The 12,748-nt window shown below is 61.1% G+C and carries 9 protein-coding genes; 1 reads left to right on the top strand and 8 read right to left on the bottom strand.

Annotated elements, in window-relative coordinates:
- Positions 1 to 6 precede the first annotated feature (6 nt).
- The 4 genes from kdpA to AGR7B_RS18075 form a co-directional block, all read right to left on the bottom strand.
- Complete coding sequence (gene kdpA / locus AGR7B_RS18060) at positions 7 to 1,710, bottom strand: potassium-transporting ATPase subunit KdpA (protein WP_080857492.1); 1,704 nt, start codon at positions 1,708 to 1,710, stop codon at positions 7 to 9.
- Positions 1,711 to 1,845: 135 nt separating this feature from the next.
- On the bottom strand, positions 1,846 to 1,935 hold the full coding sequence (gene kdpF, locus AGR7B_RS18065) for a K(+)-transporting ATPase subunit F (protein ID WP_003506089.1): 90 nt from the start codon (positions 1,933 to 1,935) through the stop codon (positions 1,846 to 1,848).
- A 375-nt stretch (positions 1,936 to 2,310) separates the two neighbouring features.
- Positions 2,311 to 3,264, bottom strand: coding sequence for an asparaginase (locus tag AGR7B_RS18070; RefSeq protein WP_080857493.1), 954 nt, complete (start codon positions 3,262 to 3,264; stop codon positions 2,311 to 2,313).
- Positions 3,261 to 4,712 (bottom strand): amino acid permease, encoded by a 1,452-nt coding sequence (locus tag AGR7B_RS18075; protein ID WP_078052064.1) that lies wholly within the window; start codon positions 4,710 to 4,712, stop codon positions 3,261 to 3,263. Before AGR7B_RS18075 ends, AGR7B_RS18070 begins: the two co-directional genes overlap by 4 nt.
- A 273-nt stretch (positions 4,713 to 4,985) precedes the next feature.
- Between AGR7B_RS18075 and AGR7B_RS18080 the strand changes: the two genes are divergently transcribed.
- Positions 4,986 to 6,413 (top strand): aspartate ammonia-lyase, encoded by a 1,428-nt coding sequence (locus AGR7B_RS18080; protein ID WP_245317721.1) that lies wholly within the window; start codon positions 4,986 to 4,988, stop codon positions 6,411 to 6,413.
- On the opposite strand, the gene AGR7B_RS18085 is transcribed toward AGR7B_RS18080, so the two are convergent.
- The 4 genes from AGR7B_RS18085 to AGR7B_RS18100 all read right to left on the bottom strand — a co-directional run bounded on the left by AGR7B_RS18085 (position 6,382) and on the right by AGR7B_RS18100 (position 12,516).
- Positions 6,382 to 7,098: a FadR/GntR family transcriptional regulator gene (locus AGR7B_RS18085; protein WP_080857495.1), complete on the bottom strand. Its 717-nt coding sequence runs from the start codon at positions 7,096 to 7,098 to the stop codon at positions 6,382 to 6,384. The two genes, AGR7B_RS18080 and AGR7B_RS18085, sit on opposite strands and share 32 nt — an antisense overlap.
- Positions 7,099 to 7,295: 197 nt before the next feature.
- Positions 7,296 to 10,358 carry an efflux RND transporter permease subunit gene (locus AGR7B_RS18090; RefSeq protein WP_080857496.1) on the bottom strand — a complete coding sequence of 1,021 codons (3,063 nt, stop codon included), beginning with the start codon at positions 10,356 to 10,358 and terminating at the stop codon, positions 7,296 to 7,298.
- Entirely contained in the window at positions 10,355 to 11,440 is a 1,086-nt protein-coding gene (locus tag AGR7B_RS18095) for an efflux RND transporter periplasmic adaptor subunit (RefSeq protein WP_059757757.1), read from the bottom strand. Before AGR7B_RS18095 ends, AGR7B_RS18090 begins: the two co-directional genes overlap by 4 nt.
- Positions 11,440 to 12,516: an efflux RND transporter periplasmic adaptor subunit gene (locus AGR7B_RS18100; protein WP_080857497.1), complete on the bottom strand. Its 1,077-nt coding sequence runs from the start codon at positions 12,514 to 12,516 to the stop codon at positions 11,440 to 11,442. The genes AGR7B_RS18095 and AGR7B_RS18100 overlap by 1 nt, the downstream gene beginning before the upstream one ends.
- Positions 12,517 to 12,748 lie beyond the last annotated feature (232 nt).

Genomic DNA, 12,748 nt, shown 5'->3' on the forward strand with positions numbered 1-12,748 from the left:
GTCACCTCAGAAGAGCTGGCCTGCCGCCATCACCAGATGTTCGGCAACGGGGCCGAGCGCCAGTGCAGGCAGGAAGGTAAGGCCGCCGACAATCAGGATCGTGCCGACCAGCAGGCCGACGAAAAGCGGGCCATCCGTCGGGAAGGTGCCAGCCGAGGCCGGAACGGTCTTCTTGGTGACCAGCGAACCGGCAATGGCGAGTGCCGGAATGATCACCAGAAAACGGCCCATCAGCATGCCAAAGCCAAGCGTGATGTTGTACCAGGTGGTGTTGCCTGTGAGGCCGCCGAAGGCGGAGCCGTTATTGGCGGCCGCCGAGGTATAGGCATAGAGGATTTCGGAGAAGCCGTGCGGCCCCGCGGTGCCGATTGACGCGACCGCCGAGGGCAGCACGGTGGCCGTTGCCGTGAAGACCAGCATGGCGAGCGGCAGGCAGAGAATGGCCAGAACCGCCATCTTCATTTCCTTGGCCTCGATCTTCTTGCCGAGATATTCCGGCGTGCGCCCGACCATCAGCCCCGCCACAAAGATGGCGATGACGATGAAGAGCAGAATGCCGTAAAAACCCGCGCCGACACCGCCGACGATCACCTCGCCCAGCTGCATGTTAATGAGTGGGATAAGACCACCCAGCGCCGTGAAGCTGCCATGCATGGCATTGACCGCGCCGCAGGAGGCGGCGGTGGTGATGACCGCAAAGAGCGACGAGAGCGCCACGCCGAAACGGACCTCCTTGCCCTCCATATTGCCGCCGGCAAGACCGAAACCGTGCATCAGCGGGTTTCCGGCCGCTTCCGCCCAATAGGTGACGGCGACGCCGGCGATGAACAGCACGCCCATGGCTGCGAGGATCGCCCAGCCCTGGCGCTGGTTACCGACCATGCGGCCGAAGACGTTGGTAAAGGCTGCCCCGATGGCGAAGATCGACACCATCTGGATCATGTTGGAAATGGCATCCGGGTTCTCGAAGGGATGCGCCGAATTGGCGTTGAAGAAACCGCCGCCATTGGTGCCCAGCATCTTGATCGCCAGCTGTGACGCGACGGGGCCGACGGCAATCGTCTGCTGCGCGCCTTCCAGCGTCTGCGCGTTCACATAGGCGCCGAGCGTCTGCGGCACGCCGAGCCAGACGTAAACGAGGGTCAGCACGATGCAGAGGGGTAAAAGCACGTAGAGCGTGGAGCGGACCATATCCACCCAGAAGTTGCCGATCGCCTTGCCGGAAGCGCGGGAAAACGCGCGGATCAGGCCGATGGCGATGGCCATGCCTGTTGCGGCGGAGACGAAGTTCTGCACGGTGAGACCCGCCATCTGGGTCAGATAGGACAGGGTGCTTTCGCCGCCATAATTCTGCCAGTTGGTGTTGGTGACGAAGCTGACCGCCGTATTGAAGGACAATTCCGGTCCCACGGCCGCCATTGCCTGCGGATTATAGGGCAGCACCGCCTGAAAGCGCATCAGGGCATAAAGCAGGGCAAAACCAAGCAGGTTGAAGAGAAGCATGGAGAACGCATAGGTCGTCCAGTGCTGCTCCTCACGTTCGCTTGTCCCGGCAAGGGCATAAAGGCCGCGCTCGACGGGTGCGAGAACCGGCGACAGCAGGGTGCGCTCGCCATTAAAGACACGCGCCATATAGAAGCCGAGCGGCTTCACCAGCGCAAAAATGATCCCGCAAAAAAGCAGAATCTGAAACCATCCAGTGAGGGTCATGGTATTGAACTTTCAATAAAGCATCGGACCGAAAAGTGTCATGCGGTTTTCGGAAAATCCGATGCTCGGACAGAAAGAGAGAGCGGCGGATCCGATTCCATTTTTCTCTCCGCCGCGCGAACCGCCGCTTCCCGATCAGAAACGTTCGGGGCGAATGAGAGCATAGGTGAGATAGGCGGCGATAAAGACCGTGACGGCGCCGCTCAAGATATAGTCGAATGTCATCGCAGCCTCCGTCTAAAGCCGGTCGCAGGCGCGCGTATAGGCAAAGCAGAGGGCGAAAAACACCGTGGCTGCGCCGATCAGAACAACATCCATCATCGATGGGACTCCTTTTTATTCGAGGAGCCGGACAGGAAGAAAAGCGCCGTCATGTGGGACGTCGCTTTTCACTCTTTCTGGCTGAGAAGGGAACACCATCCCTTCACGCACAGAAGAATGCACCCGAACCGCATAAAGGTTCGAGACGGCCACAGAGGCAATAAAATAGGAATCTTATAGGAATTTCGATGCCCGCCGGTCGCGGGCATCGCTGCCGCTACTTAGAGTTTTGACGCATTTCCGGACGGAAAACCGGGGTCCACTTTTTCTGGAAATGCTCTAAGAGAGCGGGCTATCACCGAAAGCGGAAACGATGGTTTCCGCCGGGCTTTTACCGGCCAGCAGCGCTGCCAGCAAAATGCGGGCCTGGCCCGGGCGAAGCGTGGATGAATGCACGGCGCCCGCCGCGACAAGATCATGCCCGCCGCCGCCGCCGCCATAAGTCGCCACCAGCCGCCCTTCCGGCACGCGGCTGGAAACGATGACGGGAACGCCGCGTTCGGCGCAGCGCTTCACAGCCTCGGCGATACGTGGATTGGCGTTGCCGGAACCGAGTGCGGCAAGAACGATGCCTTTCGCGCCCGCCTGCAGACTTGCATCGATATGGGTCGCGTCACAGCCGGGATGAATGGCGACGATATCGACGCGCTGATCGGTTACCGGGGCGGAAAGCCGCAGCATTGCGGCAGCAGCCAGCGGCCGGGCGGAGCGGAAGGCATCCGCCTCATCCGCGCTCAGCTTATAAAGCCCCCAGGCCGGCAGACAGCGGCCGCCGAAGGAGAGGAGCACGCCTTTTGCGGCATTCGCCTGATCGAGCGCTGTTTCTATGGCCCGCGCCAGATTGGCCGGCCCATCCGCGTCCTTATGGTCTGCCGTAAACTGCGCGCCGGTGAAGACCACCGGCTTTGTGATGGCCCGCTGCAAATGCACGAGCAGCGAGGATTCTTCCATGGCGTCGGTGCCATGCAGAACCACGATGCCGGCAACGCCGGGATCATCGAGCTCGGCGCCCACAGCATCGCTGATGCGCTGCATGTCTGCCAGTGTCAGGCTGGAGGAATCCTTCGCCATCAGGTCGACCGGCTTCAGCCGGGCGTTGATCTGCGGAACCAGCGCCAGCAGATCCTCACCCGAAAGGCTGGGCGTGCTTACGCCATCGGCACCACGCCGGCTGGCGATGGTGCCGCCGGTGGCGATGACCGCCACCAGAGGCGTTGCGTCCTGCCCGCTCACTGCGATGCTCCCGCACGCTCGTCCGCAAGGCGGTAGATGCGGTCACGCAAGAGATACCAGCCGATGACGAGCGCCGGGATGATGACCAGCAGCGAGGCGATGGTCCAGGAGCCGACGGGATAATCGAAGGCCATCAGCACCAGCACGCCGAACAGGAAGATGAGCGTGAGAATGCCGGTGTACGGCGCGCCGAACATGCGGAAATCCGGACGCACGAGTTCACCACGCTTGGAAAGCTGCCAGAGCTTCAACTGGCAGAGCACGATGACGGCCCATGCGCAGATGATGCCGAGCGCTGAGAGGTTGAGCGCGATCTCGAAGGCCGAAGCGGGAACGACGGCGTTCAGCGCCACACCGAGAACGGTGACGACGGCGGTCACCGCGATGCCGCCATAGGGCACGCCGTTCTTGTTCATCTTCGCAAGTGCTGCCGGCGCCGAGCCGGAAACCGCCATCGAGTGCAGGATGCGGCCGGTGGAATAAAGCCCGGCATTGAGCGAGGACAGCACGGCGGTCAGAACCACGAGGTTCATGATCACGTCAGCGCCCTGCACGCCGATGGAACCGAAGAAGGTGACGAAGGGGCTCTCGCCGGCCTTGTAGGCGGTATAGGGCAGAAGCAGCGCGAACAGCAGCACCGAACCGACATAAAAGACCACGAGACGCAGGACCACGGCCCGGATGGCGCGGGGCATGACCTTGCGCGGGTCTTCCGTCTCGCCTGCCGCCGTGCCGATCAGTTCGATGGAGGCATAAGCGAAGACGACGCCCTGTATGATGACGAAGGCTGGCAAAATACCGTTCGGGAAGAAACCGCCATTATCGGTGATGATGCTAAAGCCGGTGACATGGCCTTCGATGGGTGTGCCGAAAATGACGAAATAAATGCCGACCACGAGGAAGATCGCAAGCGCCAGCACCTTGATGAGGCTGAACCAGAATTCAAGCTCGCCGAAAACCTTCACCGACAGCATGTTCATGGCCAGCACGACCAGAAGCGCCGTCATCGCGAAGACCCACTGATCGATACCCGCAAGCCACGGAACATATTGCTTGAAGAAATTCATGTAGAGAGCAACGGCGGTCACATCCGCCACCGAGGTCATGGCCCAGTTCAGCCAGTACATCCAGCCGGCCGCGAAGGCCATCTTCTCGCCGTAGAACTCACGGGCATAGGACACGAAGGAACCGGAGCTCGGACGGTGCATGATCAGTTCGCCGAGCGCGCGCAGCACCAGGAAGGCGAAGAAGCCGCAGAGTGCATAAACAAACACCAGCGCCGGGCCTGCCTGTGCCAGACGCCCGCCCGCACCGAGGAAAAGCCCGGTGCCGATGGCGCCGCCAATGGCGATCATCTGAATCTGACGCGGCTTGAGGGCCTTGTGGTAACCGAGGTCTTCTTCGACGAAGACCTCACGATCGGCTGACGCCGTTTTCCCAGAATGCATGGATATTTATCCTCCCGATAAAGTGCTTGCAGTCGGCGATAAGCCGGAAATGAAAATGAAACTGGCACAGTCCGCGCTGGAATATAGCCAGCATGCATGCTCATGCGCGCTGTAAAGCTGCATGACAGATTTTCGCCCCTCATAATGGCAGATAATGCCGTTCGTCAAGCGTATTCGATATGATTGACCTTCTCCTCCACCCCGATTAAGGTCAAAAAATCTGTAAGACAGCTTTACAGATATAGCAACGCTTAAAAGCCAGTGGAGGAAAAAGTGAGCGTGACGCGCAAGGAGCATGATTTGCTCGGGACCAAGGAAATTCCGGCGGATGTCTATTGGGGCGTGCACACGGCACGCGCTGTGGAGAACTTCAAGATCACCGGGGTGACCATCGGCCACAACCCCTATCTCGTCCGGGGACTGGCCTATGTGAAGGAGGCGGCGGCACGCGCAAACCACGAGCTCGGCCTTCTCGACACGGAACGCATGGAAGCCATCGCCGAGGCCTGCCGCGAAATCCGCGCCGGCGCGCTGCATGAGCAGTTCGTGGTGGATGAAATTCAGGGCGGCGCCGGCACTTCCACGAACATGAACGCCAATGAGGTCATCGCCAACCGTGCGCTCGAACTGCTCGGACACGAAAAAGGCGATTATGCCCGCCTTCACCCCAATGACCATGTCAATCTCAGCCAGTCGACCAACGACGCCTATCCGACCGCGATCAATGTCGGCCTGATCGAGGCGATCGACGATCTGGCGGCTTCCAAGGGCGTGCTGAAGGATGCCTTCGACCGCAAGGCGCAGGAATTTGCCGGCTTCATCAAGATCGGCCGTACGCAATTGCAGGACGCCGTGCCGATGACGCTCGGCCAGGAATTCCGCACCTTCGTGGTGATGCTGGGAGAAGATCAGGCGCGCCTCATCGAATCCGCAGCACTTCTGCACGAGATCAATCTCGGCGCCACCGCCATCGGCACCGGGCTGAATGCGCCGCGCGGTTATGCCGAGCTTGCCTGCCAGCATCTGGCGGAACTGACCGGACGACCGCTGGTGACGGCGGCAGACCTCATCGAAGCCACCCAGGACCCCGGCGCCTTCGTGCATCTCTCCGGTGTGCTGAAACGCGTCGCCGTGAAGCTGTCGAAAACCTGCAACGACCTCCGCCTGCTCTCTTCCGGCCCGCGCGCCGGGATTGGCGAGATCACCCTGCCCTCCGTTCAGGCGGGTTCCAGCATCATGCCAGGCAAGATCAATCCGGTCATTCCCGAAGTGGTCAACCAGGTGGCCTATGCGGTGATCGGCAATGACATCACCATCACCATGGCCGCTGAAGCCGGGCAATTGCAGTTGAACGCTTTCGAGCCAATCATCGTGCGCGCGCTTTCACAGAGCATCAGCCAGCTCAGCGCCGCCTGCCGCACGCTGGCGGAACGCTGCGTCGACGGCATCGTCGCCAATCCGGCGATCATGGCGCAGCGCGTGGAAGAATCCATCGGTCTCGCCACCGCGCTCAACCCGTTGATCGGTTATTATGCGGCGACCGAAGTGGCGAAGGAAGCACTTGCCAGCGGCCGCACCGTGCCGCAGGTGGTTCTGGAACGCGGTTATCTCACCGATGCGCAATTGCAGCAGGCGCTGAGCCCGCGGCACCTTGCAAACCTGCCCGCCATCACGGCTGGCGAAGCCGATCTTCGCCAATAATCGTGGTCACCACCTGCTTCACCTGCCCAAGGTGAAGCTCCATCGCCTCCCGCGCCTCAGGCGCTGAACCCCGCCGGATCGCCTCGACGATCCGGCGGTGCTCGAAATTCGAGGCAACGCGTCGGCCGGCCATCAGGTTGACCATCTCTGACTGTTGGGAAAGCGCCTCACGGGCATCGGCCACCACCTTGGCAAACAGCCTGTTGGCCGAAGCTTCCGCAATGGCGCAATGGAATTGCCCATCCAGCAGCACCCAGGGATGCGGCCTTTCTTCGGCTTCCATCCGATCACAGAGGTCAAGCAGGACTTCCAGCTGGGCATCCGTGCGCCTCAACGCCGCCCAACCGGCCGCAGGAACTTCGATGAAGGGGCGGGCCTCAATCAGATCGCGGGCGGAATAGGCACCGTAATTCAATTCGGAAGGCGGGGTCGGCGTCATCACATAGGTGCCGCTTCCGGTGCGGGTCTGTGTCAGCCCCAGGGTCTGGAGCGACCGCAAAGCCTCGCGAATGATCGGCCGGCTGACGCCATATCGGGCGGCCAGATGGGCTTCGGAAGGCAGCCGGGTGCCGACCGCAAGCTGCCCCGAGGTGATGGCGGAACGGATATCATCGAACACCGCTTCTGCGGCATTCTTGCGATTGATCGGCTGCGCATCCGACAGCCAATCCGACAACCCGCCCATCTTTAAACCCTCCGCACTCTCAATATGTTCGCAATATCAACCCAAAACCAGACAACCGCCCAAACGTAAAGGACGGCCGCCGCTCTCGCGGCCAAGCCGACCTTCCTAACATTATCCTGCCCGCCGGAACAACGACGGCGGATATTTTTGTTGGAGCGAGGGTGCAGTATCGCCGCACCCTCGCTCCGCGTCAGATATTACGCCTTTATTTCCGCTGCCTCCGGCTTGTCATCCTCACGCGGGATGCGGAACCACGCGACATAGAGCGCCGGCAGGAAGAGCAGGGTAAGCGCCGTACCCACCACAATGCCGCCCATCATCGCATAGGCCATCGGCCCCCAGAAGATTTCCCGGGAGATGGGGATGAGGGCAAGTGTGGCCGCCGCCGCCGTCAGCATGATCGGCCGCATGCGGTGCTCGGTCGCCTCGATGACGGCACGCCATGCCGAGACCCCTTCGCTTCTCAGATGCTCGATCTGCACGACGAGGATGACCGAGTTGCGGATCAGGATACCGATCAGCGCCAGCACGCCGAGAATGGCGACGAAACCCATCGGCGCATTGGAGAAGAGCAGCGCCACCACGACGCCGATCAGGGCTGTCGGCGCCACGGCAAAGACCAGGAACAGCCGGCTGAAACTCTGCAACTGGATCATCAGGATCGTCGCCATCGCAAACAGCATCATGGGGACGACAGCGACGATCGGCGCTTGCGAATCCGCGCTGGATTCCACCGAGCCGCCCGTCTCCAGCGTATAGCCGACGGGAAGCGTTTTCTGGAACGCCTCGATGTTCGGCTTCAGCTGCTCCACAATCGTTGCTGGCTGCGTTGGACCGATAATGGCAGCCTTGACGGTGACAGTGGGGATCCGGTCGCGACGCCAGATGGTCGGCTGCTCCAGCTCATAACGGAAATTGGCGATTGCCGAGAGCGGCACGGCCTTGCCGTTGGTTGCCGGCAATTGCAGGTTCTGCAAGGTCTCGATGGAGCCGCGCTCCGAAAGCTGCGCCCGCGCCACCACGTTAACGAGGTAGATATCGTCCCTCACTTGCGTGACGGTGGAGCCTTCGACAATGCTGTTCATGGCATTAGCGATGTCTTCCGACGAGACGCCGAGTTGCCGGGCCTTGTCCTGCAGAACATCCACTTTCACCACGCGCGTCGGCTCGTTCCAGTCCATGACCATGTTGGAAAGCAGCCGGTGTTCGCCGACGATGCCCGACAATTGCTGCCCGAGCTCGCGCACCTTCTGGATATCCGGACCGCTGAGGCGATATTGTACCGGCTTTCCGACCGGAGGACCGATATCGAGCAGTTTCACGAAGGCGTCGGTGCCGATAAAAGTCTTGTTCAGATAGTCCTGCAACTCGGCGCGCACCTTGTCACGCACATCCAGCCCCTTGGTGACGATGACCGTCTGGCCGAAGGTGACATCAGGTGTCTGCACGTCGAAGGACAGGATGAAACGCGGCGCGCCTTCGCCAACATAGGTTGTCCAATGGTCGATGTCCGGATTCTTGGAGAGCATTTCCTGCTCGAACTGCGCCATCTGCCGGTTGGTCTCGGCAATCGAACTGTTCTGCGGCAGGTTCCAGTCAACGATTAGCTCCACGCGGTCGGATGACGGGAAGAACTGCTGCTGCACAAGGCCCATGCCGCCGACGGAAAGGCCGAACAGCGCGATGGTAAGGATGATCGTCACCCAGCGCCAGCGCAGCGCCCGGCCGAGAAGCCACGAAAAGGCTGAGGCAAAGCGACCCTTTTTCTCATGATGCGATTTCATCGTCTTGGGCAGGATCGTCACGCCGAGCAGCGGCGTGAACAGGACCGCGACGATCCATGACACGATCAGCGAAACGGCGATCACCACAAAAAGCGTGAAGGTGAATTCACCCGCCGCGCTGTTGTTGAGACCGACCGGAATGAAGCCGGCAACGGTGACCAGCGTACCGGTCAGCATCGGGAAAGCGGTAGAGGTGTAAACATAGGTCGCCGCTTTCCTGAGATCGTCACCGACCTCAAGCCGCGCAACCATCATCTCAACGGCGATCATTGCATCGTCGACGAGAAGCCCGAGCGCGATGATGAGGGCGCCCAGAGAGATACGCTGCAGGGAAATGCCGGTATATTCCATGTAGACGAAGGTGATCGCCAGCACGAGCGGAATGGAAACCGCAACCACCATGCCGGCCCTGAGGCCAAGGCTGATGACGAGAACGATGGCGATGGCCTCGAACAGCGCCGAGGTGAAGCCCGAGACTGCCTCATCGACCACGGCCGGCTGATCGGACACGCGATGCACATCGACGCCAACAGGCAGATCCGCAACCACCCGCTTCATCTGCGCATCCAGCGCCTCGCCGAAGTGCAGCAGGTTCGCGCCGGTTTTCATGCCGATCGCAAGGCCGATGGCCGGCTGGCCGTTAAAGCGGAACAGCGAGGACGGCGGATCGACATAACCGCGCCGGATCGTCGCCACTTCCGTCAGAGGGAAGAACCGGTTGTTGACCCGCAGATTGATGGACCGCAGGCTGTCTTCCGAGGTGAACTGGCCGCTGACGCGCAGCGCCACGCGCTCAGGCCCGGCATTGACGAAGCCGGATTGCGTGACGGCGTTCTGGGCTTGCAGCGTCTTGATGATCGATTGCTGGTCGATGCCGAGCGCCGCGATCTGCCGCGTGGAGAACTCCAGATAGATCGTCTCATCCTGTGCGCCGATGACATCGACCTTGCCGATATTGTCGACGGTCAGCACCTTCGCACGCGCATCCTCCACCAGATCGCGCAATTGCCGCTGGCTGAGACCGTCGCTGGTGAAGGCGTAGATATTGCCATAGACATCGCCGAAGCGGTCGTTGAAGAAGGGACCGACAACGCCCGAGGGGAAATCGCCCTTGATGTCGCCGATCATGTTGCGCACCCGCACCCAGGTCGGCTCCACGTTGCGCGCCTTGGTTTCCGGCACCAGTTCCACGAAAATCGTCGTACGACCGGCCACCGTCTGGCTGCGCAGATGATCGAGATTGTCGAGTTCCTCGAGCTTCTTCTCGATCCTGTCGGTCACCTGCCGCGCCACTTCTTCGGCGGAAGCGCCGGGCCATTGCGCGCTGATCACCATCGTCTTGATGGTGAAGTTCGGATCTTCCTCGCGGCCGAGGTTGAGATAGGAGAAAACGCCGGCAAGAACGAAAACCAGCATGAAGTACCAGACGAGCGAACGGTGTTCGAGCGCCCAGTCGGAGAGATTGAATTTCTTCACTGACGGACCTCCTGATCGATCCTGATGGCCTGTCCATCCTTGAGCTTATGAACGCCGGCGCTGGCAACACGTTCGCCGGGCTTAACGCCGCCGGTGATGCGCACGCTGCCGCCTTCGGCAGGCTCGCCCTCTATCGTGACCGGGCGGAGCGTTACCGTTGCCGTATCGGCATTGACGATCCAGACACCCCATCCATTGTCGGTTTTCAACAGGGCAGATGAAGGAAGCATGATCTGCGGTTCGGATGCGGCAAGCACCGAGGCCGTGACGACGGAACCGAGCCGGAATGCCGGCGGCGCATCCTGCAGGCTGATCTTCGTGCGGCGCGTGCGCGTCGCCGTTTCGGCTTCCGGAGCAATCTCGCGGACCACGCCGGTGGTGCGAATTTTCGGATCGAGCTGCAGGGCGATCTCGAAGGCGGAGCCGATCTCCAGGCGCTGCGCCGCAAATTGCGGAACGTCGACCACCACGTCGCGCACTTCCGGACGGGCAATCGTCACGACCGTTTGCCCGGCCGAGACGACCTGACCGATTTCGCCCGAAGTCGCCGTCACCACACCGTCAAATTCCGCATGCAACTGCGCATAACCCAGCTGCTCCTCGGCCTTGTCTAGGTTGGCGCGGGCCTTGGCGACGGACGCATTGGCGGTGCGGGTGGCCTGCTCGGCCTCTTCCAGTGCCGCTTCCGTGCCGCTGCGGGCTTCCGCCAGCACGCGCTGGCGCTGCTCGGTCGTCACTGCATTGGCCAGCTGCGCTTCCGCATTGGAGAGGTCGGATTGCGCGCTCTTCACCGCAAGCTCGAGCGCGAGCGGATCGATTGACGCAACTACGTCGCCCTTCTTCACCAGATCGGCGACATCGACATTGCGGGCGATGATGCGACCGAGCACGCGAAAGCCGAGATCGGTCTGAATGCGCGATTCCACCGTGCCGGTCAGACGCAAGGCGTCGGCCGGCTTCTCTTCCACGACGACGGAAAGCACCGGACGCGGCGCCTCGGCTGCGGCTTCCTGCTTGTCCTCGCAGGAGGAAACCGCAATCGCCACAGCCACCAAAAACAAGCTTTTGTATATACTGGACATTATTGTGCCTGCCCCTTTTCATAGGCGACCTTTTCACCGGCGCGGAGAAATTTGGTGCCGACGGTGACGACGAGATCGCCGGGATTAAGCCCCTGCGTAATGACGAATTGACCGGTCTCGTAATCGGCGACCTCGATGCGCCGCATGGCGATTTCCGAGGATTGCGGATCGACCACCCAGACGGCGGGGAAGCCGTCCTGCGACGTCATCGCCGACCACGGAAGCTCAATCGCATCGACCTGTTTGAAGCGGAAATGGCCGGATACGGGCGCGCCGAGCGGCATGGTCATATCGCCGTTCAGGCCGACCTTGACCCTGATCGTTCCATTGTCCGGGTCGATCGTCGGAGAAATCTCCCGCACCGGCGCCGCAACGCTGCGGGCGGGGTCCGACAGGAGGCTGACATTGACAAGATTGTCGATATCACGCTCGAGGAACAGGGATTCATAAACATCAAAAACCGCATCGCGCGGTCCGTCATGCGCCAGCGTGAAGACAAGCTGGGCGGCCTGCGCCACCTGACCGACTTCGACATTGCGCGCCGTGATAACGCCATCCGCATCCGCCCTGAGTTCGGTATAGGACAGGGCATCCCGCGCCGTATCGAGCTGCGCCTGCGCCGATCTCACCGCTCCTTGCGTCGTGAGAAGGGTTTCCTGGGCCTTGTCGACCGCCGAACGCGAGGTCACCTGCGTCTTGAAAAGGCTTTGCTGACGGTCGAACGTCAATTGCGCCTGCGTCTGCTGCGCTTCCGCTGATTGCAGGTTGGCCAGGGCGACATCGAGATCGGCCTTTTGCTCCTCCGGATCCATGCGGGCAAGCAATTGCCCGGTCTTCACCCGTGCGCCCACATCCACCAGCCGCTCGGTGATCTTGCCGCTGACCCGGAAGGACAGGTCCGTCTGGACCCGCGCCTTTACTTCGCCCGTGATGACGCTGCCGCGATCAACGGGTTTTTTCTCAGCCGCGACCACATCGACGGTGCGGAGCGGCTTTTCGGCGGGCGGCTCTTCATTGCTGCAGGACGACAGGGCGAAAATACCGCCAAGCGCCGCCGCGATAAGAATAGTTCTCATGGTGACCTCTTGATCTTCGCCTCATCCTATAATATTTGACTGACTGAATAGTCAATGAAATTCTTATGCCGCTGATCGGGGAGCTGTCCGGAGTATCGGCACGGGTTCCCGAATGATCATTCTCGTCGTCCGGCTCATACCTGCGGGCGCATTGGCAATGTTCCGGCATAGTGAAGCATGCGCGCGCCTTCACAAAAATCGTTCCGGTTTTTGCGCCGGTGCTATAGGCAAA

The sequence above is a fragment of the Agrobacterium deltaense RV3 genome, from assembly GCF_900013505.1.
GTDB lineage: Bacteria > Pseudomonadota > Alphaproteobacteria > Rhizobiales > Rhizobiaceae > Agrobacterium > Agrobacterium leguminum.